20 protein-coding genes are annotated in these 23,751 nt (G+C 46.6%); 9 read left to right on the plus strand and 11 right to left on the minus strand.

Annotation, left to right across the window (positions count from 1 at the left end):
• Nucleotides 1-268 precede the first annotated feature (268 nt).
• Complete coding sequence (locus IC229_RS00430) at nt 269-1,117, minus strand: DUF481 domain-containing protein (protein ID WP_190884949.1); 849 nt, start codon at nt 1,115-1,117, stop codon at nt 269-271.
• Nucleotides 1,118-1,219: 102 nt separating this feature from the next.
• On the opposite strand from IC229_RS00430, the gene IC229_RS00435 reads away from it, so the two are divergent.
• Genes IC229_RS00435 through IC229_RS35195 form a run of 4 tightly spaced genes read left to right on the plus strand, consistent with a single transcriptional unit; the run spans nt 1,220 to nt 5,315 of the window.
• Nucleotides 1,220-2,191 carry a Gfo/Idh/MocA family protein gene (locus tag IC229_RS00435; RefSeq protein WP_190884950.1) on the plus strand — a complete coding sequence of 324 codons (972 nt, stop codon included), beginning with the start codon at nt 1,220-1,222 and terminating at the stop codon, nt 2,189-2,191.
• 45 nt (nt 2,192-2,236) lie between these two features.
• Nucleotides 2,237-2,776 carry a hypothetical protein gene (locus IC229_RS00440; RefSeq protein ID WP_190884951.1) on the plus strand — a complete coding sequence of 180 codons (540 nt, stop codon included), beginning with the start codon at nt 2,237-2,239 and terminating at the stop codon, nt 2,774-2,776.
• A 25-nt stretch (nt 2,777-2,801) separates the two neighbouring features.
• Nucleotides 2,802-3,977 carry an AIR synthase-related protein gene (locus tag IC229_RS00445; protein ID WP_190884952.1) on the plus strand — a complete coding sequence of 392 codons (1,176 nt, stop codon included), beginning with the start codon at nt 2,802-2,804 and terminating at the stop codon, nt 3,975-3,977.
• 57 nt (nt 3,978-4,034) lie between these two features.
• A complete protein-coding gene (locus tag IC229_RS35195) occupies nt 4,035-5,315 on the plus strand; it encodes a T9SS type A sorting domain-containing protein (protein WP_223833788.1) in 1,281 nt (426 codons plus the stop codon).
• Between the two features lie 241 nt (nt 5,316-5,556).
• Here the strand turns inward: IC229_RS35195 and IC229_RS00455 are convergent, their stop codons facing one another.
• The 4 genes from IC229_RS00455 to IC229_RS00470 form a co-directional block, all read right to left on the minus strand.
• Nucleotides 5,557-8,631: an efflux RND transporter permease subunit gene (locus IC229_RS00455; RefSeq protein WP_190884953.1), complete on the minus strand. Its 3,075-nt coding sequence runs from the start codon at nt 8,629-8,631 to the stop codon at nt 5,557-5,559.
• A gap of 98 nt (nt 8,632-8,729) precedes the next feature.
• The gene (locus IC229_RS00460; protein ID WP_190884954.1) at nt 8,730-9,791 is read right to left on the minus strand and encodes an efflux RND transporter periplasmic adaptor subunit; all 1,062 of its coding nucleotides are present in this window, start codon (nt 9,789-9,791) and stop codon (nt 8,730-8,732) included.
• Nucleotides 9,792-9,850: 59 nt separating this feature from the next.
• On the minus strand, nt 9,851-11,230 hold the full coding sequence (locus tag IC229_RS00465) for a TolC family protein (RefSeq protein ID WP_190884955.1): 1,380 nt from the start codon (nt 11,228-11,230) through the stop codon (nt 9,851-9,853).
• Nucleotides 11,231-11,277: 47 nt separating this feature from the next.
• Nucleotides 11,278-11,892, minus strand: coding sequence for a TetR/AcrR family transcriptional regulator (locus IC229_RS00470; RefSeq protein ID WP_190884956.1), 615 nt, complete (start codon nt 11,890-11,892; stop codon nt 11,278-11,280).
• 214 nt (nt 11,893-12,106) lie between these two features.
• Between IC229_RS00470 and IC229_RS00475 the strand changes: the two genes are divergently transcribed.
• The 3 genes from IC229_RS00475 (at nt 12,107) to IC229_RS00485 (ending at nt 16,023) form a co-directional block, all read left to right on the plus strand.
• Entirely contained in the window at nt 12,107-12,727 is a 621-nt protein-coding gene (locus IC229_RS00475; RefSeq protein ID WP_190884957.1) for a thioredoxin family protein, read from the plus strand.
• A gap of 120 nt (nt 12,728-12,847) precedes the next feature.
• Nucleotides 12,848-13,405, plus strand: coding sequence for a sll1863 family stress response protein (locus tag IC229_RS00480; RefSeq protein WP_190884958.1), 558 nt, complete (start codon nt 12,848-12,850; stop codon nt 13,403-13,405).
• Between the two features lie 497 nt (nt 13,406-13,902).
• Nucleotides 13,903-16,023 (plus strand): peptidylprolyl isomerase, encoded by a 2,121-nt coding sequence (locus IC229_RS00485; protein ID WP_190884959.1) that lies wholly within the window; start codon nt 13,903-13,905, stop codon nt 16,021-16,023.
• A 79-nt stretch (nt 16,024-16,102) separates the two neighbouring features.
• Here the strand turns inward: IC229_RS00485 and rdgB are convergent, their stop codons facing one another.
• From rdgB to IC229_RS00500, 3 genes are all read right to left on the minus strand, one after another.
• Nucleotides 16,103-16,681 carry an RdgB/HAM1 family non-canonical purine NTP pyrophosphatase gene (gene rdgB, locus IC229_RS00490; protein ID WP_190884960.1) on the minus strand — a complete coding sequence of 193 codons (579 nt, stop codon included), beginning with the start codon at nt 16,679-16,681 and terminating at the stop codon, nt 16,103-16,105.
• 64 nt (nt 16,682-16,745) lie between these two features.
• Nucleotides 16,746-17,663: an FKBP-type peptidyl-prolyl cis-trans isomerase gene (locus IC229_RS00495; RefSeq protein WP_190884961.1), complete on the minus strand. Its 918-nt coding sequence runs from the start codon at nt 17,661-17,663 to the stop codon at nt 16,746-16,748.
• A 91-nt stretch (nt 17,664-17,754) separates the two neighbouring features.
• Nucleotides 17,755-18,786, minus strand: a complete 1,032-nt coding sequence (locus tag IC229_RS00500; RefSeq protein WP_190884962.1) for a DHH family phosphoesterase — start codon at nt 18,784-18,786, stop codon at nt 17,755-17,757.
• A gap of 178 nt (nt 18,787-18,964) precedes the next feature.
• Between IC229_RS00500 and IC229_RS00505 the strand changes: the two genes are divergently transcribed.
• Nucleotides 18,965-19,384 carry a nucleoside-diphosphate kinase gene (locus IC229_RS00505; protein ID WP_190884963.1) on the plus strand — a complete coding sequence of 140 codons (420 nt, stop codon included), beginning with the start codon at nt 18,965-18,967 and terminating at the stop codon, nt 19,382-19,384.
• Nucleotides 19,385-19,481: 97 nt separating this feature from the next.
• Here IC229_RS00505 and nth read toward each other — a convergent pair whose 3' ends face one another.
• From nth to IC229_RS00520, 3 genes are all read right to left on the minus strand, one after another.
• Nucleotides 19,482-20,138 carry an endonuclease III gene (nth, locus tag IC229_RS00510; protein WP_190884964.1) on the minus strand — a complete coding sequence of 219 codons (657 nt, stop codon included), beginning with the start codon at nt 20,136-20,138 and terminating at the stop codon, nt 19,482-19,484.
• A 144-nt stretch (nt 20,139-20,282) separates the two neighbouring features.
• Nucleotides 20,283-20,534, minus strand: coding sequence for a hypothetical protein (locus IC229_RS00515; RefSeq protein ID WP_190884965.1), 252 nt, complete (start codon nt 20,532-20,534; stop codon nt 20,283-20,285).
• Nucleotides 20,509-21,108 carry an RNA polymerase sigma factor gene (locus IC229_RS00520; protein WP_190884966.1) on the minus strand — a complete coding sequence of 200 codons (600 nt, stop codon included), beginning with the start codon at nt 21,106-21,108 and terminating at the stop codon, nt 20,509-20,511. The genes IC229_RS00515 and IC229_RS00520 overlap by 26 nt, the downstream gene beginning before the upstream one ends.
• A gap of 452 nt (nt 21,109-21,560) precedes the next feature.
• Here IC229_RS00520 and IC229_RS00525 point away from each other — a divergent pair, with 452 nt between their 5' ends.
• Complete coding sequence (locus tag IC229_RS00525; RefSeq protein ID WP_190884967.1) at nt 21,561-23,741, plus strand: tetratricopeptide repeat-containing sensor histidine kinase; 2,181 nt, start codon at nt 21,561-21,563, stop codon at nt 23,739-23,741.
• The last annotated feature ends 10 nt before the right edge of the window (nt 23,742-23,751 follow it).

Genomic DNA, 23,751 nt, shown 5'->3' on the forward strand with positions numbered 1-23,751 from the left:
GAACCGACTCCGGCAGGAGCGGGACTGAGGCTAATGTGAGGTGAACAACTGGTATAGAACTGTGGCTGGACACGGGTGTTGATAAACTATAAAAAATGGTCATAAATAACTCAGATTGAGTCAATTATGGCTTATTTACAGTTTTCAACGGTTTCAAATATACGAATCAAAACAAAATGTGCAAGGAAGATTTTAACAAAATATATAACCAATTTTTGTCACTAGCCTAAACATTATTTAACGGTAAATTCGGTTCTTCCAACAGCTTTCATTTCTTCTCATAAACCAAGCCCACCGTAAATCGAAAATCATCGTTCTGACGACCCGGCACAACCAGACTTTCGTAAGCATTAGCCACTGTCGAGCGTAGGCTAATGACCTCCGTTAGTTTCACCTGAACACTCAGACTGGCGTTCCAGCGGACATTATACGTACCGAGAGCGGGCTGGTAGAAAGCGGTATGGGTAATCGTCCAGCGGTCTTTGTCGAACTTGTATTCGCCGAAGAGACGTACTGAATTACGAAAAATATAAATGTCGTTCAGTTCAAAAAAATCGGTGTTTTCATGGAGAATAACATTCGTGAGCGAGATATAGGCTCGTTGCCGATTCAAGAGCTTGTATCCGATACCAGCGGCCGCAGTCAATCGGCGCGCGATCTGACGGAGGTTACTACGTTCGTATGATCCGAAAGCCAGATAGTACAACCGTTTTTCGTGGCGGAACGTAGTTCGCAGATCGCCAAACCATTCGCGTTCGGCCAGAAGTTCGTTTTGTTTGCCATACACAAAAGAAGGGCTGGTCGATAGTTTGAAATAATGACTTAATTGAAAATCAACTGCCCCCGTGAGTTGTAACAAGGTGCGGCTGACGTTTCCCGACGTAACAGTACCATCGGCTGTAAACTTGTAGCGATAGTCAACTTTGGTCGAATCAGCCATATCGTCTTCATCTTCGCCTTTATCGGCCGAACTAATGCTACTCGAATCGGCACTAGTCTTCGTACTGTCGGACTTGGAAGGACGTAGCGGATCGGGTTGTTCAACAATCTGGGCAACCGCTACGTATCGGGCCTCAAACAGGCCAAAAAATAGCAGTAAGAAGCGGATATTTTTCATGAAATGCTGAGTAGTGAACCCGCAACTTAGAAAAAACGATACATTTGACCGCAGTTTAAAGCCGCAAATTATTCTGTGCATCCTTAATCACACTGTTTTCTTATGACTCGTTGGGGAGTACTGGGGCCGGGACGTATCGCCCATAAATTTGTGCAGGATTTATTAACTCTGCCTGATAACCAACTTTATGCAGTGGCTTCGTCAGATAAGCAACGTGCCGACGAATTTGCGCAACAATACGGTGCACCGAACGCTTTCGGTACGTATGAAGACCTGCTGACCCTTCCGGATCTGGACGTAGTATACGTAGCAACGCCCCACGTCAAGCACCATGAACACGTATTGATGCTACTCAATGGTGGCGTAAACGTACTGGGCGAAAAACCCTTTGCCATGAACAGCCAGCAGGTTCGGGAAATGGTCGAAACGGCGCGATCTAAGTCCGTTTTTCTGATGGAAGCGCTCTGGAGTCGGTTCATGCCGAGCATTTTGCACGCTAAAGAATTGGTTGAGTCGGGAAGTATCGGCAAGCTTGTATCAGTGAAGGCTGATTTTGGTTTTAAGGCCCCGTTTTTACCTGAAAAGCGGCTTTTTAATAAAGAATTGGGCGGTGGCTCATTGCTCGATATTGGTATTTATCCACTTTTTCTGTCTTATCTAATTCTGGGTAAACCGGCTACGATCAAAGCATCCGCTAATTTCGGGAGCACCGGCGTTGATGAGCAGTGCGGTATGGTGTTAACGTACCCAAACGGCCAATTGGCTTTGCTCGACAGTACGTTGCTGGCTGCTACTGATTGTGTTGGTTTGATTCAGGGCGAATCGGGGCAGATTCGAATTCATAACCGATTCCACGAAAGCAAAAGCGTTACGTTGCATCGCGAAGGTGAAGAGCCTGTTACTACGTCGTTCGACCGTACTACGTTCGGTTATGATTACGAAATTCAGCATGTAGCACAATGCCTTGCCGAAGGACGTACCGAAAGCCCGCTCTGGTCGCTCGATGACAGCCTGAACCTGATGGAGTTGCTCGACGCCGTCCGGGCCGAAGCAGGAATTGTTTATGCGCAATAGGTTTTTTGTATCGAAGTTTCATAAATAGTTCACCTTGTGCAAGATATGAAACCAGATGGAGTGCTTATAGGTACTTTTTGGCTATGGATGAGTTTCTTAGCCATACTAGAAAGCTGTATTGGTTTACTTGATCCAGATGACCATAACAGGGGAATAATTAGTGCCAGTTACCCTCAATTAACCAATGCGGCTGATAAATGGAATTGTTATGAACCTGCGCTTTTTTCTGTCAATCTCAAGGCTGGACGAAATAATATAGTTATTGATAACGACAGTAGTTTTCGGGCTTATTTCGACTATAAAAATTATTATGATTCAACCCGTTTTGACCGGAATTTTTCCTGCCTGAATTACCAACTCGAACCAGTTAATTTCTCAAAATACTCCTTACTTGGTAATTATGCGGCTGGTGGATGCGATGTAGCTTTCACCAGAACTGTTGAACGGGATGACATGGCAAAAAAATATATTTATACAGTCAAGGTTCGTGAAGCTGGTGCCTGTAAAAAGCTGGAATACAGTATGAATTGGGTGCTCGTGCCCAAGTTGCCAATGGGTTATACAGTAGAGTTCCTGATAAAATAGGCAGAGCTTTGTGTACCTTTGCCCCATGACTGATCGCTATGCGCAGCGCGGGGTTTCCGCCAGTAAAGAAGACGTTCACAACGCCATTGCCCAACTCGACAAAGGGCTTTTCCCGAAAGCATTCTGCAAAATTGTGCCCGATACGTTAGCAGGCGACCCGGATTTCTGTACCATCATGCACGCCGATGGTGCCGGAACAAAATCATCACTGGCGTACCTCTATTGGCGCGAAACGGGCGATTTGAGCGTCTGGCGCGGCATTGCACAGGATGCGGTCGTGATGAATACCGACGATCTGATTTGTGTGGGAGCCACCGGGCCAATGCTGCTCTCATCGACCATCGGACGTAACAAAAACCTGATTCCGGGCGAAGTGATTGCCGAAATTATCAACGGCACGGAAGAAGTGCTGCAGATGCTACGTGATCACGGCATCGACATTTACAGTACAGGTGGCGAAACCGCCGACGTGGGTGATTTGGTCAGGACGATTATTGTTGATAGTACCGTTATTGCCCGGATGCGACGTAGTGAAGTGATCAGTAACGACCGCATCCAACCGGGCGACGTCATTGTGGGGCTGGCTTCGTATGGGCAGGCTTCGTACGAAACGGCTTACAATGGTGGTATGGGCAGCAACGGCCTAACATCGGCCCGCCACGACGTACTGGCGAATTATCTGGCCGATACGTATCCAGAAAGTTTTGATCCGTCGGTTGATAGTGCGTTGATTTACAGTGGGTCTAAAAAACTGACCGACATTATCTTGTCTGTCCCAGAGCCTGACGGTACTAATGTTGGCCAGCTCATCCTTTCGCCAACGCGAACCTACGCACCCGTAGCGAAAGTGCTGCTTAATGAACTTCGCACGCACATTCATGGCATGGTACATTGCTCGGGCGGGGCGCAGACGAAAGTGTTGCATTTTGTTGATAATCTGCATATTATAAAAGATAGCCCGCTTCCGATACCACCTCTGTTTCGACTTATCCAAAAAGAAAGCAACACCGACTGGCAGGAAATGTACAAAGTGTTCAATATGGGTCATCGGCTGGAAATTTATTTGCCTGAAGACGTAGCGCAGCAGGTTATCGACGTAGCGCACTCCTTTGGCATTGATGCTCAGATAATTGGTCGGGTCGAAGCGCATACGGGTAAGCAAGTTACTATTCAGAGCGAAGTAGGTACTTTTATCTATTGAGTTACTTTCTGCCCATATTTCTGTCGTAAGGGTTCACTACCCTTACGACACGATTTTATGAGGAACGTTTATACTGTTGGTGCATTACTCCTGCTAGGATTCATCTCAAAAACTTCGGGACAAACCGTCTACTTCGACCAGAATTTTTCGGCGGGTGGTTCACCGGCTTCGTACGTAAGTGCGACGCCTAACAACGGCCAGGTCAATGGAATAGCGGGCTTGAGTGCTACGATTATAAATAATGCCGTTCAGTTTTCGAGACCTACCAACAGTGGAACGGGATATATAACGCGCACGTCTGATTTTTCGGGGCCACCGACTTCCCTGCACGTTCAGTTTAGTTTTGAAGCTATCTCAAACGACGTATCGGTAACAGGTACAAATGCTGCCATTTTTTACGTAGGGAGTGGATTTCCTACCGGTCCATCTAATCCGAGTAATGCCGAAACCTACGCCCGATTTGCCATTGCGTTATCATCGGCAGGTTCGGGTCAATTTCAGGTACGTACCGTACCGAGTGGGGGAGGAGGTACGACGAGCGGTTCTTTCTCTGGCCGCCAGACCCTTACGTTTGCTATGAATAATTCAGGCGCAACGCTCACGTACGTATCGCCAACCGGTTTGATGGAAAGCCTGCCAAATGATACGTATGATCTCTGGATTGGCGGAATGAAGTTTGCTGAAGATCAAGCCGTTTTATCGCCCGGCCAGACCATCAGTAATTTCAAATTCAGGTTGAACGACGGTGTGGGCGTTATGCAGATTGGCAACATCCTCATGCGCGACATTAGTGGCGTGCTTCCCGTTACGTTGCTGGCATTCAGCGCCAAGCCTGAAGGCGACCGTGTTCAACTGGCGTGGTCCACTACGTCGGAACGTAACGCCAATCATTTTGTCGTCGAACGTAGCAGGGACCTGAAAGAGTATGTACTGGTTGGTGAAGTTCCTGCCGAAGGCACGACCGATCAGCGGCAATACTATGGCTTAACCGACTTTAACCCTGAACCCGGTGCCAATTACTATCGACTCAAACAAATCGACCTTGATGGCACGGTCCACGTTTTTAAAACGGTATCGGCTATTACCCAAACCAACGAACCCGTTATATCAGTTTTCCCGAATCCAGCTAATGCAGACCGTATTCACATTCGACTATGGAATGCCGATGATGCAGAAATTTATTTGTTAACACCCGTCGGCCAACTTGTAAATGGTCATTTGGAACATCAGTCGGGCGAAGCCGATTGGGTGCCTGACCAACCGTTATTGCCAGGGCTTTATTTACTAGAGATTCGCATGAACGGTCAACGGAGAACGACGAAGGTGCTGGTACGATAACGTGCATAAGGACTTAGTTAGGGATTTAACCGATTGTTTTACAGTGTATTGCTGACGCTTAGGGCTTCGACAGGCTCAGCCTGACAAGTAAGCTTGAGTCAACACTTTAAGTGACCTGTCAGGCTGAGCCTGTCGAAGTCCTAAGCGTCAGCAATGCGTTGAATAAGCCATTAGTCACATTACGTTGTTATTCTTTAGTTGGTTTGGCGAGTTAGTCGCAAAACCAGTTACAGGGATGTTATTATGCTAATTCCAACTCTTCGGTTGGAACGGATTGCATTTCTACTTTAGGTGGAAGCAATTTATAGAGCACGGGTGTAACAATACGAGATAGTAACGTACTGGAAATCAGTCCACCGATGAGTACCCAAGCCAGCGGTGAGTACAGTGGATTGCCTTCAAGCGCTAATGGCATTAGCCCACCGATAGCTGTCAGTGAGGTCAGTACAATTGGTACAAAACGGACTTCGCCCGCTTCTTTGATGGCTTCGACCAAAGGCACGCCCTGCGCCCGTAGTTGGTTGGTAAAATCGACCAGCAAAATGGAGTTTTTTACTTCGATACCAATCAGCGCAATTAGTCCGATTACAGCTACAAAGGAAAATGGATTACCGGTCAGCAACAGCGCGATAATGGCACCAATGATGCCCAACGGAATAACTGAAAGCACGATCAGCGTGCTTTTAATTGTGCCGAATTCCAGAATCAGAACGGCCATGAAACCAAAAATGGTAATGAGAATAATGGTGCCTAATCCGCTGAATGATTGCTCACGGCTTTCCAGTTCACCCGCAGCAACGTAGTGAAATCCCGTTGGAAATTTCATGGTATTCAACTTGTTCAGTACGTCGGTGTAGACATTATCGACCAGATGACCAGTTTTAACGAAGGCGGTTACCGTGGCAAACCGATCTTTGTCGTAGTGGCGAATCTGACTGGTGCCGGTCTCAAATTCTAAATCGGCTACCTGTTTTAAGGGTACAGCTCCGCCTGTTACGGTGTTGACGTACAGATTATTAAGTACTGATTGGTCTGTCGTCCGACCTTTGGGCAACGTAACGTTGATGATATAATCGTCATCATCATTAGGCGTTTTGAACGTACCAACATTCAGGCCAGCTACCGCCAGTCGGATGGTGCGGTTTATGTCGGCAATCGAGAGTCCTAACAACCCCGCTTTCTCCTTGTTGACTTTGATACGTAAGTCTGTTTTGCGGTTTGCGAGTGGGTTATTAACATAAATCGTACCCGGTGTTTGCTTCAGCACCGTTTCAACGCGGGCTGCTACGCTACGTAGCGAATCCAGATTTTCGCCAAATACCCGGATGGCTACAGGCGCTTCCTGCTGTGGCCCCTGCTCGAAATCCTTTACCTCAATTTTAGCGTTTGGATACAGAGCAAAACGTTCGCGATATTTATCAATAATCGCTCGTTTTTCGGCAGGTTCAACGTCGTTCAACTGCACAAAAAACTGCGAGAAATTAGCCGATTCGTTACGTTGGGCAATGTTATAATAGATGCGCGGGTTGCCTTTTCCAACATTAGTAGTGAAGTGCTTAACCGATGGTTCGCGTTTGAGCTGGCTCTCAACGTAGCGGGCTACGCGGTTGGTTTCGGTGAGGCTGCTACCATCGGGCGTTTCGATATTAATCAGAAATTGCGGTTTCTCAGAAGCCGGAAATAACCCAAAACCTACTTTGCCTGCCATTGACAAAGCTCCCCCAAAAATAGCCAGTGCTACCAGCAACGTAATAACCGGCCGGTCGAGTGCTACGTTCAACAGGCGGCTGTATGAACCGCTGATGCCTTTTTTCAGCGCCCGCATAAAGATATTCCCTTCAGAATTGTGCTCCTGTTTGAGGATTCGGCTTGATAAAAACGGCACAATCGTAAGCGACACGAGTAGCGACGCCAGTACCGTTGTAACGACAGCCATTGGCAGCGAACGGATAAAATCGCCGGATGCTTCGGGCAAAAACATAAGTGGCAGAAACGCCAGAATCAACGTAGTGGTGCATCCGATTACAGCCAGCGTGATCTGACTGGTGGCCCGGATAGCCGCTTCTTTTTTCGGGAAGCCCTCACGAATATACCGCTCGATGTTTTCGACTACCACAATACTGTCATCAACCAGAATTCCCAGTGCCACGATAAGCCCGACGATACTTAACTGATTGATACTGAAGCCAAATACGTTCAGTAGCGACAGGCCAATCGCCAGTGAGAGCGGAATGGAAATCATAACCACGACAGCAGCTCGGAAACCAAGCGGCAACAAGGTGAGCGATACCAGCAAAATGGCGATAGCAAAGTCGATAGCGAAGTGCGAAAGCCGTTTACCAACGCTGGCGGCCTGGTCGAAATTCTTGACAAGTTTGATGTGAGGAGGCAGCGTTTTAGCAAACTCGTCGATGACTGGATTGAGTTGTTTGCCAACTTTATCAATGTTTTCGCCCAACTTCTGACTGGCTGTTACCAGCACCGCCCGATGGCCATCAAGTCGGGTAATGTGTGTTACGTCTTCGAGGTTGTAATCGACATCGGCAATGTCGCGCAGGTGAATGATTTTCTGCCCGTTGGTTGATACGATTGTGTTCCGAATGTCGTCCAACGACTGGTAATCACCGGCGGTTTTTACGTTGAACTTCCGACTGCCAACCTGAATGCTTCCGCCCGGGATGGTTGCGTTTTCGGCCTGTAATGCGCCAATGACCCGGTTGGTAGGGATGCCTTCCTGCGCCATTTTATCGATGTTGAGCGCCACCCGTACTACGTTGGCTGGATAGCCCCAATCTTTCACATTTTTCAGGCTGGTAATCTTCTCCAGTCGTTTTTTTAGATCGTCGGCGTAGTTGCCCAACTCCTTATCCGAAGCCACTTCAGACTGTAGCGCTACTTGGACGATGTTTACGTCAGAAGGCGAAAATTTGAGAATGTCTATTTTGAAAATATCGGCGGGCAGTTCACTACGTAGCGCGCCGACCTCCCGAACGATTTCCTGATATTTTTCATCGGGGTCTTCGCTGTATTCATACGTTACCCGAAACACGGCCAGACCATCGTCGACGCTGGTTACTACGTGTTTAATGTTATCGAGTTCGTTGAACCGTTTCTCGGCGGGGTCAACAACCAACTCCTCCATATCGAGGGCATCGGTGCCGGGATAGACGACGGCTACGGCAAATTCAGGTGCCGTAAATTCGGGGTCTTCGCCCCGTGGCATATTCAGCAATGAGTTGAAACCCAGAGCTGCTACGCCCAGAAATAGTACCAGCATGAACTGCCAGTTTTTGACAGAGAATGAGGATAAGTTCATAGTTTCTCTAAACACAGAGGTCGCTGAGATTTTACAGAGATCAGTGCGATTTCCGTATTTCGCTGTGGCTGTATTCTGTGCTCTCCGTGTTTACGTGATTATTTTACAACAACACTAGATTCTTCGGTCAGAAAAGCCGAACCTGCGGTTACTACGTCTTTTATGCCAGTTAAGCCGTTAGTAATTAGAACTTTATCGTTTTCCAGAAAACCAATCTGAACGGGAGTTTTACGAACGTGTTTGCGGTCGTCGGCCAGTACGTAGACAAAGCCTTCTTTACCATTACCTTCAATGATGGATTCGACCGGGACCAAGGTATACGAGCGGTTTTGAGCCGGAACCAGAGTCACTTTGGCAAACAGACCCGGAGCGAATTTTACGGAGCCAGGATTGATACGTATCTCTACTTCATAAAGCTTATTGACTGGATCGGCGGCCTGAGCTAATTCACTCACGGTGCCCGTAAACGTATGACCGGGGTAGGCATCCAACATAATGGTAGCACGATTGCCCAACCGAAGGCGTGCCCAATCTTTGTCGGATACGCCAACCCGAACGACCCAGTCGCTTTGACGGTTCGACGAAATCAGGTAAACCGATGCGCCTGCCGAAGCGAACTCGCCCGCGTTGGTCAGCTTGCGCGTAACGGTTCCGTCGACGGTTGCGCGGATTTGAGCATAGTTTCGGTTGAATTGAGCAATAGTCAGATTCTGTTTCGCTACGTTCTGACCCGTTGTGGCATTTTGAAGTTGTTCAAGAGTTGCAGCGGTATCGGCGTAGAGACTTTTCACACGGCCTAAATCGCGTTCGGCTTTTTCGTGGGCAAGCTGCGCCTGACTGACCTGGGCGTTGATTTCAGTTAAATCGAGCGTTGCAAGCAATTGACCTTTACGTACCGTTTGCCCTTCTTCGACAAACATCTGGTTAATAATACCGCCGATTTTAAACGACAGTCGGGCTTCCTTGGCCGACGATACCAAACCCGAAGCCACCACCGGCTCGGCACGTACCACCGTACTGACAGCCGTTAGTTTAATGGGTACTACGTTCTCGTCGGGTGTTTCTGACGATTGCTGGCGTTGATTATCACCAGCTTTACTACCACAGGCCCAAATGCCGACGGCGATCAGAATGGGGAGAATGAATGATAGAAATTTCATGACATTGCTTGTTTTCTGAGATTCTTTTCCTAGATGGTGGTTGCTTAAACAATACGTCATTATTGCACAGCTACGGCTCGGTCGAGGGCGGCCCGTTTGATCAGTACGTCCATTCTGGCAAGTGAATGTTGCAGTTGGGCGGTTTGCTGGTCGTTCTGGTAGCGTAGAAATTCAATCAGTAAGGATTGTCCGTTACGGTATTTGCTGTCGATGACCCGTAAGGTTTGTTCGGCGTTGCGCATACCGCTTTCCGTAGCCCCCAGACTTTCCGTAGCTGCGTTGAGGTCATAATACGCCTGCAATACCTGAAGCTGAATCTGGCGCTGCACCTCGGTGAGTCGTGTCTGGAGTGCATCTGTCTGAACCTTAGCTTGTTGAACTTTCGAGCGTTTTTCGTAGCCCCGAAACAAATCCCACTGCAAGCCAAGCTGAGCCACTACGTATGCCTGATTTTTAAACGTATATCCAAAGCCCTGAAAGCCAGTGTTTGCCCCTACAAATACGTTTGGAATTTTGGCGTTGGCTTCGTTCAGTTTTACAGCTGTTTGGGCTGCGTTGATTGAGCCGTTCAATTGCGTTAATTCCTGACGGCTACGTAGTGCCGTTTGTTGTAAATCAGTAAGATTTTCTTTCGGCTCTGGGAGGATTTTCGTTAGCGAAGAGTCTACATCAATACGTTGCGCGAGGTCACGGTTGAGCAGAAAATTAAAATAGGCGCGGGCCGTTTCTCGATTTTTCCCAGCCACGGCCAGTTGCTGATCAATTTTACTGACTTCGTAGCGGGCCGACGTAACGGTTTCTTTTGTCGCTACGTTGTTGCTGACTAATTTCTCATTTAATCGAGCCAATTCGGATAAAATATGGCGCGAATTCTCGAAGATGCGGATGGCGTCGAGCGATTGTACATATTGGTAATAGGCCGTGGCGATGTTGTACCGCAACTCGTTTTCGACAACTCGTCGACGGGCTTCCTGTGCTGATAGTAATTGTTTCTGAATCAGAAAATTGTACTGAATATCCGTATTGAAAATCGCGTATTGGACACTCAGCTTCGTATCGTGGAAATTATTGGGAGCCAGCAGTTGGTTTACGTTTTCGATGTTGGTTGGGAAACGGTCGGTGCCGGTGAGCTGGTTTAAGGCTTTATAAGCCGGATTGAGCATGTCACCTACCGGAAATTCCAGCCGTCGTCCCCCGGCTGCCAGCGAATACGTCGGATTAAACGCCACGCGTGGATAAAACAATGACCGCGCCTGATTCAATGACTCCGTTACGCGGCTGATTTCAAGCGATTCCTGACGTAGCGCCAGATTATTCGATAGCCCCTCCCGGATGTAGTTCTCCAAAATAGCCGACTGACCCGATGGTGCCGATTGCGCTACTGCACTCATTGGCAGAAGTAACGCCAGATAATGGATGTATCTGTGAATTAGCTTCATAATCGATTGTTAATTAATGAACAGTGTTTAGTAAATGGTTAAAAAATTTATAATCCCCTTTTTATTGTCGCAATGAACAGTTCGAATACATTGTCCAGCAGTTTTTGGGCATCCTCTTCAAACATACTCATTCGCTTTCGAAGGTGTAAGGCTACCAGCCCATGAACGGTGCTCCAAATCATTAAACCTGCTTGTTCGGCGTTAGGATGTTTAATAGCTCCCGCATCGATACAGCGTTGCACAACCAGTTGTAATAGTCCGAATGCCCGATGCCCGTCCTCCCAGACATCATCGCGGCAGGCTAACGTATCGATAGGGGCCGTCATGATGAACATCAGGTCATACAATTCGGGGTTTTCGAAGGCAAAACGCAGGTAAATCCGCCCCATTTCGATAAGGGTTTCCATCGGATCCTGGATCGTTGCGATGGGTGTAAACTCATCGATCAGTTTTAGAAACGCTTTCTGATGCAGCGAAAAAAACAGTTCGTTCTTATCCTTGAAATACAAATAGATAGTAGCCGGGCTATATTCAATTTCGTCTGCAATGTTGCGAATGCTCACTTTATCGAAGCCATTCGTAAGAAACAGCTTTTGCGCTCCTTCCAGAATGAGCTTCCGCATTTCTTCCCGCTCCCGTTCCTTTCGCTCTACGATTCCCATGATACTAATTAATAAACGTTGCAAACTTACTGAACACTGTTTAGTAAACAAATTTTTGTCAATAAATTTTACGTAGCGGATGTGATTTTCATTTAACTGACTTGATAAGTGTGACTATTAATCTTTTTGAAGTGTTACGTATCTAAGCTGTAACGCGGGTGGAAACTCGCAATATTCGATGTATAATCGCGGGTTTCCACCCGCGTTACTGAAGATGAACACACGGATTTTCCGGCTAATCATGATTCTATCCATTTTGTTGCTGAACCAACGTAACGGATGGGCTCAATTAGCCAAAGGGTATAATCTTGGCGACGCAGTTGCTGATTTTCAACTGAAAAGCGTCGATGATCGATCTATATCGCTGGCGAATTATAAGGCTCAGAAAGGATTGATTGTCGTGTTTACCAGCAATCATTGCCCATTTGCCAAAGTCTACGAGGACCGAATTGTGGCGTTAGATCGCAAATTTTCGCCACAAGGCTATCCGGTACTGGCCATTATGCCGAACGATCCGGCTGCGTATGAGGATGATACGTTCGAGCAAATGAAAATGCGTGCCCGCGACAAAGCGTATCCGTTTAGCTATGCGATGGATGATACGCAGGTGGTAGCCCGTTCTTTTGGAGTGACTCGTACCCCTCAGGTATACGTACTGAATCAGCGCGACGGACGCTTCATTCTCGAATACGTGGGGGCGATTGATGACAATCCGCAGGACCCAGTAAACATACAGCGACGCTACGTTGATGAAGCGGTAACGAGCTTGTTGGCCGGGCGCCCCGCTCAGACTCCTCTTACCAAACCGATTGGGTGTGCTATTAAATGGAAGTAAGCGTAGTGGAGAAATGGACGTAATGCTACGTTAGCGGTTACTCTCTGGTTCCCTCCTCGACCGTTTTGGCATGTCATTTGCCAATGGGGTTTGTAACAATCAAACTACACACAAACGGTTATGAAAAAGCCACAATTAATTATGAAACGGATCAAATACGTTGCTGGTACGTTGCTGCTGGTAGCTTCACTGACCTTTACACAAGCCTGTAGGTCAGACAATAAAGATGAGTCGCGGACGGAGGATGCGCTTGAAAAAACAGGCGAAGCCGTCAGTGCTGATGCAAAAGATGCCGCTGCTGAAGCGAAAGAAGACCTACGAGAAGCAGGCGATAAAGCCGAAGCTAAATCAGACGAAATATCGGCTGATTTTAAGCGGGAACGCGATGAAGCCGTTGCGAAAATGAAGGTAGAAAAGGATAAACTGGACGCTAAAATCGCCGATATGAAGGCTGATATGAAGCGTGAAGGTGCCGAAGCAAAAGCAGAATCAAAAGAGCAGCTTGCCAAACTCGAAGACGAACGTAAAGAACTTGGTCATGATATTGATAAAGCCCAAAACGCTACAGTAGCTGCCTGGAAAGACATCAAGGCTGGCTTCAAAGAGGCTGGTAGAAACATTGGTGATGCCTTCGATAAAGCTGGTGATAAGCTGGATCGCGATGGAAAAAAAGAGTAAAAGGTCATTAGATTTCACAAAAATGCCGGCTGTCAGGTCGGCTTTTTTTGTGGAGTTATGTGGCGTTACGTCTACAGATTTCCTTAAGGGAACAAACTGTGGACGTAACGCCATAATTTTTTTTTATGTTTTTGAATGCCTCAAAGCCTCAGCTTGAATTGCTACTATGGAAAACTAGATTGTCCTACACCCACAAATTGGTTACTACGTACTGCTGTACATTTTACCGCAAAAAACTCCATTTTGTTCGACCAAACTTACCCCTGCGCACGTATTGCTGATTAATTGGGGTAAGGCTATGAATCACTTGGCAAAATTGCCGATTTACTCTAAAGTATATTGGTACGGAGTTTGCACGTTTTTGAGCTGAAATGACCAGAAGTCATTCAGTTAATTATCCAATTTTAGGAAAAAAGCCGGTACGCAGTTTCCAAAACTCTTGTATTCAAGGAGGGAAAATTGTTATTTTGCGGGCTAAATTGTTTGTTAAAAGCGAAATGTCTGTCATTAATAAGATCAGAGAGCGTTCAGGATTAGCCGTTGGTATTATTGCCGTCAGTTTAATTCTGTTCATTGTGGGTGGTGATTTGCTGGGTGGCCGCAGCCTTTTGTTCGGTGGAGATCAGCAGAAAGTTGGTGAAATTGACGGCAAATCCGTCGATTATCAGGAGTTTAACGCCAAAGTAGATGAAATTCGGGCACAGTACGAGCAACAAACAGGTCGCCCGCCGGGTGATCAGGAAATGACTCAAATTCGCGAGCAGGCCTGGAATCAACTGTTATTTGAAATTGCCTATCAAGGTGAATTCGATAAACTTGGCCTGAAAGTATCACCCGAGGAATTGGTCGACATGGTACAGGGAAATAACATTAGCCCTACCGTGCGTCAGGCCTTTACTAATCCGCAGACGGGCGTTTTCGATAAAAGCTCGATTATCAGCTACCTCAAGGGCTTGAAGAATCTGCCTCCACAGCAACAGGCTGCCTGGGCAAGTTTTGAAAAAAATCTGAATTCGGATCGCCTGCGTGAAAAATATGAAGGGTTGATGCGTTTGTCAGTTTTTACGACTACTGCCGAAGCGCAGAAAGAGTATCAGGCGCAGAATGCAAAGGCGAACGTAAAATTCCTCTTTGTGCCCTTCCATACCATCAACGACACCACGGTGAAGGTAACGGATTCGGAACTTCAGGACTATCTGGACAAACATAAAGATGAATATCCGGGTTCTGATAGCCGCTCGCTTCAATACGTAACGTTTTCGGTAACACCTTCGAAAGAAGACAGTGCTACGTTATACAACGAAATCAAATCACTGGCGCGTGGCCTGGGCGCTGCTAAAGACGATTCGGTTTTTGCTCAGCAAAATAGCGACGTTCGTGTGCCGCTTTATTTAACAGCGGGAGAAATGCCTGAACAACTGCGGGCATCAATTGCTACGTTTGCACCAGGCGGTATTTATGGACCTTTCCGGGAAGGAAATACCTATTTTATTTATAAATATGGTGGTACGAAAAAGGATACCAGCTTTACAGCCCGCGCCAGCCACATCCTGATTCAGACAAAAGGCTTGGCTGATTCTGCTAAGGTTCAGGCACGTAGCAAGGCTGAGGCTTTACTGAAACAGATTCAGGGCGGGGCTAATTTCGAAGCTCTTGCGCAAACTAATAGCGAAGATGGTTCACGGTCGCAGGGTGGTGACCTCGGTTATTTCAAAAATAACGGGCAAATGGTTAAACCGTTTGAAACGGCTGTATTTGCTGCTACGTCGGCTGGTCTGATTCCCCGTCTAATTGAAACCGAATACGGTTATCATATCATCAAAGTGACGCAGCCGAAAACTAACGTACTATATCGCATTGCGGCCATCGGTAAAACCATCTCGCCGAGCCAGACAACCCGCGATGAGGCCTTACGGAAAGCCGACCAGTTTGCGTCGGAAGTTCGTACGAAGGAGCAATTTGACGCGAAAGTGAAAGAAGATAAATCCGTGATCGTCGCTACGGCAGATCGTTTGCCCGAAAGCGCTGCCCAAATCAATGCGCTGGGCGGTTCTGAAGTTCGGCAAATTGTTCGCTGGGCTTTCGATAAAGGAACTGATATTGGTGAAGTATCAGAACCGTTTATTGTCGGCGATCAATACGTAATTGCTGTACTGACTAAAAAAACGGAGAAAGACAAAGTTAGCGTAGACGATTTCCGCACCGAGTTGACGACGAAAGTACGTAACGAACTGAAAGGTCAGCAAATTATCGCCAAGCTTGGAAACGCTACGGGTTCGCTGGAAAGTATCTCGCAGAAATATGGCGCTGGTGCATTGGTCGAAACGGCTGACGACATTAATCTGGCGACCGGTTTCCTACGTAGCGCCGGTGTTGATCCAGTAGCGTTGGGAAAAGCGTTTGGGCTGAAAGTTGGCAAGCGTTCGAAGCCGTTTGTAGGTGAAGGCGGTGTTTTGATCATGGAAACAGAAGCTCTGATTCCGGCACCCGCTATTGCCGACTATAATGTGTATAAGACGCAGCTTCAACAGAACAATACGTCGCGGGTTGGTTTCTACATTAATGAAGCTATTAAAGATGCGTCTAACGTAGAAGACCGCCGGGCGAAATTCTATTAGTCACTCGCACAACAAATAAAAACGCCCGCTTCTGAACTAGAAGCGGGCGTTTTTATTTGTTGTGCGAGTGAGAATGTGTTTAATGAATCTGTTGTTGCAGGTACGTTATCATCTTCGCCAATGCACGTGAGCGGTGGCTTATGCCATTTTTTTCGGTAATACTCATTTCTGCGAATGTACGTTTGTATCCATCAGGCTGAAAAATGGGGTCATAACCAAAGCCACCGTCTCCGCGCGGCTCGAATTGAATTTGTCCCGTAATGATACCTTCAAATTGGTATTCAACGCCTTGCAGAATCAGGGTAAAAACGGTTCGGAATTGTGCCTTCCTGTTCGTTACGTATGTTAGGTTTGTAAGCAGTTTCTCAATATTCTTCCTGAAATCCCGGCTGCCGGAATAGAAAGCTGAGTCGACACCCGGTTCGCCATTGAGCGCGTCGACTTCAAGACCTGAATCGTCAGCAAAGCAGGAAATTCCGAAATGAGTCCAGACGTATTCGGCTTTCTGGCGTGAATTACCTGGAATAGTACCAGTAGTTTCAGGTAATTCAACGTAGCAGCCAATATCACGTAGCGTTTTCAATGTAAATAACTGGCCGAGTTGGCCAGCAACTTCGTCTATTTTGTGTTGGTTGTTCGTGGCAAAGCAAAGTTCCATAGTGAACAAAAAAAGCCGTTTACAGCTAGATCTGCAAACGGCTTTCGGATAAAATAAGAAATAATTAGCGACTTGGAGGAGCTTGCGGCATACCTGGTTGTGGAGCTTGTCCTTTCTGAATATCCATTACTTCGATATCGAACAAGAGCACTGAATTTGCTGGAATCGACTGATTTCCACGAGGGCCGTAACCCAGGGTCGAGGGAATGATAAGCGTTGCCTTTTCGCCTTTGTGGAGTTGCATAATACCATCTTCCCAGCCCGGAATAACCATCCCAGCACCTAATTGAAGCTGAAAAGGCTTACCACCTCCCTGCGGATTAGTACGTGAGTTGTCGAATTCTTTTCCGTTCAGTAACCGACCCGCGTAGTGAACAGATACTACGTCTCCCGGCTTAGGGTTCGGTCCCGTACCGGGTTGATTAACAATGTAATAAACCCCAGACGGTGTTTTCTTTGCCTTATCCGTCATACCATTTTTGGTAACGTAAGCCTCAATAGTTTTGGCATCAATACCCTTTTGTTTTTCGAAATCGGCAGCTTGTGTTTTCTTGTACTCTTCTTCGGTTTGTATGTTCAGTACTTTCACAGCAATGCCAATATCAGTACCTTTTTGAACACCCGGAGGCAGCGGCTGCATGGCTTTGGTGAAGATGGAGTCGGCGCTAACGTAGAACGTAGCACTATCACCCTTGCCTAGCATGGTCAGCCCTTCTTCGTAAGAGCCCTTGAAAGGTGGAACCTGAAGCAGCATTTGAAAAGGAGCCCCTTCTTTATGCGTATCACGTAATGTTGAATCCTTATTGTTCAACAACGTAAGGTGTAGCGTCAATATATCACCAACTTTGCCTTTGCGGGCTGCGTCTGATTGTTCGTGAATTTGATACTTCAGGCCGTTGTCCGTCACCTGTACGCGGTTTTTACCGCAGGCCGCTACCACAGCGACGATTAGGGCGGCTTTCCCGAAATGTTTAAGAGACATGAGAGATTGCTTGTTTGTTTATTTTTTGTTTCAAGGTCTGGGTTTCAGTTTCCAAGTTGGCAAACGTGTTAAAACTCGAAGCCTGGAACAGTTATACGGTTTCCAAGAGTTTTTGTTGGTAAAGTGGGATTACTTCCAAGAGTTTCTGTTCAGTTTCGGCCAGTGATAATTTCGAACGGCCACCAGCAGCATTCCGATGCCCGCCCCCTTCGAAATGCCTGCTAGCCAAATCGCGTACGGAAAAATCACCAATAGAACGAAATGATAGCCGGATTTCATCAATCCGGTCGATGAGGATAGCCGCCATGGCGACTCCTTCAACCGCTAATGCATAATTGACCATGCCTTCGGTATCGCCCATTTTCGACCGATACCGCTTTAATTCAGCATCGGTTAACATAATGTAAGCGAACTTATATTCGGGCAGCACCTTCAGCTTCTCATTTAATACGTAGCCTAGCAGCCGAAATTTATCGAGCGTTACGTTATCGAAAATACGCCGGTGAATTGTACTGACATCAATCTTAAGATCGACGAGTTCAGCGGCCATCCGGTGTACATTGCCCGTTGTATTCGAATGTCGGAATGAGCCCGTATCAGTCATTAGACCTGAATACAGGCATTCTGCAATCGGTACGTCAATCAGATCTTTATCGCCCAGCTCATTAATCAGACGAAAGATTAGTTCGGCGGTGGCGGCTGCCTCCGGGTCCCAAAGAGTCAGATCAGCAAACGATTCGGGTTCGAGATGGTGGTCGATGAGAATTTTACGCGCCCGCGCCTGACGTACCATAGGAGCTAGTTCTCGAATGCGGTCGAGGCTCGAAAAATCAAGGCAAAAAATAATGTCCGCTTCGTCGAATAACTGACTTACCGGAACACGTAGTTTCTCTTCGAACGCAATGACCCCATCATTACCTGCCATCCAGTACAGATTCGATGGATAATCGGTTGGGGTAACAACGGTAACGCGATGGCCTTTTTTTCGAAGGTATCCCGCCAAGCCCAGTGATGAGCCCATGGCATCGGCATCGGGATTCTGATGGGTCGTAATCAGTACGGTTTGCGCGGGTCCGTTGGGTGGTTGCTGAATAGCCGCGCCAATCGCTTCAATATCTTGCATATGTAAACGGACACAGCCGTAATCGAAACGCAAAAGTACTAATTATTTCTGAATGCGGGACCTGCCAGCCTGCACTGTATAGCGTGTTTGTGATACGTGTTTTTTGAGACTTTGCATACACCTAAATCAAAACTGCTTACCTTTGCGGCCAAATAAAATTTGGATATAACTATTTAGAATGGCAACAAATCGCACATTCACCATGATTAAGCCCGATGCCGTAGAGTCTGGGCATTCGGGAGCAATTATCAAACTGATTGAAGAAGCAGGATTCCGTATTGTAGCAATTAAAAAAACGCTGCTAACAAACGAACGTGCTGGTCAGTTCTACGCTGTTCACCAGGAACGTCCATTCTATAATGACCTTCGGGCTTATATGTCGTCGGGAGCCATTATTCCGATGATTCTGGAAAAAGAAAATGCCGTAGCTGATTTCCGTAAGTTAATTGGTGCCACCAATCCAGCCCAGGCTGAGGAAGGAACGATCCGGAAATTATATGCCAAATCGGTGGAGGCCAATGCTATTCATGGTTCTGACTCGGACGAAAACGCTGAGATAGAAAGCAATTTCTTCTTCGCGGGAACAGAACAATACTAATCTGAAGCGAGATTTAGCTGATTGATGGATTTTCAGGATTTTACTTTCGCGTTTTCGAAGCGCTTTATCAAAAAACAAAATCCTGAAAATCCATCAATCAGCTAAATCCCGGTTCAGAAACCTTCTCATAATATTTGCAAAACCCCTTCAACTCGCATACTCCACAGCGGGGCGCTCGTGCGAGGCATACGTAGCGGCCATGCAAAATGAGCCAGTGATGTGCTTTCGGAACGTATTGTTTCGGGATATGCGCCATAAGGGCTTTCTCAACAGCTAGGGGAGTGGTTGCCGTTAATGGCGCTAAACCAAGTCGATGCGAAACACGAAATACGTGTGTATCAACGGCCATTGTCGGTTCATTGTATACAACCGACAGAATGACGTGGGCGGTTTTACGGCCCACTCCCGGTAAAGTCTGAAGCTCTTCCAGTGTTGCCGGAATTTCCCCTCCAAACTTTTCCATCAAAGCATTGGCCATGCCGACCAAATGCTTCGCCTTGTTGTTTGGATACGAAACGCTACGTATGTACGTAAACACCTCGTCGACAGAAGCGGCTGCCAGCGATTCAGGTTCTGGAAAACGGGCAAATAAAGATGGCGAAATCTGATTGATACGTTTATCCGTACATTGTGCCGACAGAATAACAGCTACCAGCAATTCGTAAGGATTGCCAAAGTGCAGTTCCGTTTTAGGCTCTGGATAATGCTGGGTAAAATATTCGAGAAAGCGCCGGAATCGCTCTTTTTTTTGCATAATAAACGAATAGCCGACTGGCTTCCGGTTGGGAACAGAACCGTGAGCCAATTATAACCAAAACAGGTAAAGATAGATCTGTCTGGTTATAATTGGTCAACAGACTTTAACCAGTTCGATTAAAGCACACCAATACCCACTCGCCTACAGTTGACGTTGGCGAGTGGGTGGATTTGACGGATGGTTCCTGGAATAATTGAGAATGGACTGAACCGTACTGACCCGTGGTTCCCGTTCTATCTTGTTCATCAGCGCACGTAATTCGAGCGCTTCCAAAAAGAACGTCATCAGGTCCGGCTCCGACATCAGGGCGTCTTCAATGAGAAGATTCTCTTCGGGCGAGGTCTCCTCATAGACATACCGGATTACATCATCTTGGGTAAAGGTTTTTATCATAACTCGGCGAACGTTTGCTCAGTTGTTTGCGCAGATTGATCAGCGCATAACGCATACGTCCTAATGCCGTGTTAATACTGACGCCGGTCGCATCGGCAATCTCTTGGAAACTCATTTCCTCGTAGTGCCGCATGATAAGCACTTGACGTTGTTGTTCGGGCAATCGCTGAATCAACTCACGCAAATGCTCGTGTGTTTCCTGGCGAATTTGTAGTGATTCAACTGAATCTTCTGCAAACTCAAGCGTGTTGAACACACTGCTTCCGTCCTCAAACACCACATTAGGGTAGCGTTTATCTTTTCGGAAATAGTCAATGGCCAAGTTGTGAGCGATTCGGATAATCCATGGTAGAAATTTTCCCTCCTCGTTATATCTACCCGACTTAAGCGTATCCACGGCCTTGATGAACGTGTCCTGCATTAAATCTTCCGCCACATACTGGTCTTTTACAATCAGATAAATGGTGGTATAGATCTTCGATTTGTGCCGTTGCACTAGTTTAGCAAAGGCTTTTTCATTACCACGTATGTACAGAGAAATCAACTCACTGTCGTTTACCTGGGTTTTTTCCATTTTCAGTAAGACAATTAGGTAACGTAGAGTTGTGTTCCGATAGTGTGCAGGTGGTTATGTTTTTTGGGAAAATATTGAGAATCCAGTTTTAAAAATAAGCACTGGCTACTTAAAATCCAAATAAATAATGCAAAAAATCTGCCAAACGGTAGTTTTTCCTCTTATAATTTAATTTTCGACAAGGAAAAATGCTGAATACTATACTTTTTGGCAAATATAGCTTATTCATAGAATTAATTGTACTTACGTTTGATAATGCAATATAGATTCAATTTAGTAGATGTTCGTTTAAATCAAAATTATCTTTTTTCAAATTACGTGCCAAGAACTATGTACCTAAAACGTAATAGCCCGAATACAAACAGTAGTGTTTTTACATAATACATTGATTTACTGGCTTAAGTGGTTATTTTAGGGTTTTATTTTGCCAGGCGTTAAGGGGCTGATTGTTTATGAGGTTGCTTTGGCTTATAACCGTACTAGTTGGCTGGCAATTGAGCTGCTTAGGGCAAAAATGCCCGGACCTGCCCGAATTAGACTTCGATCGGCGGGGCGATGCCGCTTATATGGACAGTCTATTGACGATAGGTCGCGCACATCGTCACATTTCATCCAGTCTCCCCCACAATCAACGTAACGATACGTTACGTCTGGAGGGCCTCCGGTATATGTCGCTTGTGTTTAAACAAATGCGGGGGCAACAACGTGATAGTACGTTCTTCTACGCCCGCCAACTTGAGGAGACGGCCCGGATTTACCGCAACGACTTATACGTAGTGCGCGCCATGATGTTGGAGGAACATTATCTGCGCACCGTAAAAGGCGATTACCCTCAGGCACTTGTCATAAACCAGCAGGCTTCGGAATGGTGTGTACGTTTGCCGCGTGAGAGTTCGCCCCGCTGGCAGGTGCTGATGAATATGGGCGATATATATATGGTGCAGAAAGAATACACCAATGCCCTATCCAGCTATCAGTCATCCTTGAAACTACTGGGATTTAATACGTCGATGACACCCAGAAATCGAAAGTTGCTTATCAGCCAGGCGATTACCCAAATCGGGGAAGTTTATGAAATTCAGGGACAGTTTGATCAGGCACGTCAGCAATTTGAAGCGAGTCGGCAAATTGCGGTGGAAGTACGTTCGCAAGTAAATTTGGCTTATGCTGGCGAACGCCTGGGCGATTTTTATTTAAGTCGCCATCAGCCCGAACAGGCAATTAATTATTTTCAGGAAAGTTTAGCTGTTTGGAATCAACTTAATATTCGATCAGGGAAGGCCGCCGTTTGGGCACGGCTTTCGGAGTGTTACACGTTGACAAATCAGCCGGCTTTAGCTATTGAATTTGGCGAGAAAGCAGTAGTAATAGGTCGTGAAGAAGGCTTCACTCGGATTCGTCAAATGGCGACTCAGTCTCTTTATCGGGCATACCGGGTTTCGAATCAACCGGCTAAGGCGCTTGCAATGTATGAGGAATTCAGCATGATTCGTGATAGCCTGGATAATCTTAAACAGGTGGAAGAGCTTTCGGCACTTCAGAAAAAATATGACATTAATCAGATTCGAATGGCTGCTGATAAAGAACGCTTTATCCAACAGCAGCAGTTACTTGATATACGGCGGCAGAGTGAATTGGAACGGCTGCGTGCCGAATCAGAACGGAGCCAGCTGATAGGGGAGGCCCAGATGAATAAACTCCAGCAACGTATTGAAACCGAACGATTCCGGACTAATGCCGAAAAAAATCGCCTGACACAACAGGCGCATATCGCGCGATTGAATCATGATATCGAAGAAGGATATCTGATGCGGATTATTCTAGTAGGGGGCTTAGCTATGTTACTGGGTTTTGTGGTAGTATACTACCGAAAGAACCGCCTGATTTTCAATCAGAAACGTGTGATCGAAGGCCTAAACCGCGACCTGGAAAATAAAGTTTTGGCCAGAACTATGGAGCTAAAACTGGCGAATGATCAACTACGAGCCAAAAATCGGGAAATTGAAGAAGCGTTGCTACGTGGTCAGACGCTTGAGCGGAAGCGAATGGCTGCTGATTTACACGATAGCCTTGGTGGCTTATTGGCAGCTATTAAAGCCAGTTTATCGGCCCTGAACCCTGCTAAAATGGCTGACCGCGAGCAGCAGATTTATCATAATTTGCTCAATATGAGTCGGGAAGCCTTTGCTGAAGTTCGCTATCTGTCGCATAATTTACAGCCCGATGAATTAGAGAAACAGGGGCTGGCCAAAGCATTATCCCGTTTAGTGAACAAACTGAATGTAAGTCAAGCCATTACGTTCCGATTGGATGCCGATGAGTTACCACGTCTGGATAAAACCGCTGAGTTTAACCTCTATTCTATTTGCATCGAGTTGTGCAGTAATATTCTTCGGCATTCGGAAGCCACTGAAGCCGACATAATTTTCCGACGGTTCAGTACCGAATTGAACATGATTGTAAAAGATAACGGTTGTGGCATGAACCCGTCTGACGCTACCGGTATGGGGCTTCATAATATTCAGGCTCGTATGGATTTGATTCGGGGCCGCTACGAAATTCATTCGAACGATGGCGAAGGCACTACCTTTATTTTTATATTGCCCGTTTCGGTCGACGAAATAGCCGGATAAGTATTGGTTA

This window comes from Spirosoma profusum, from assembly GCF_014699005.1.
GTDB lineage: Bacteria > Bacteroidota > Bacteroidia > Cytophagales > Spirosomataceae > Spirosoma > Spirosoma profusum.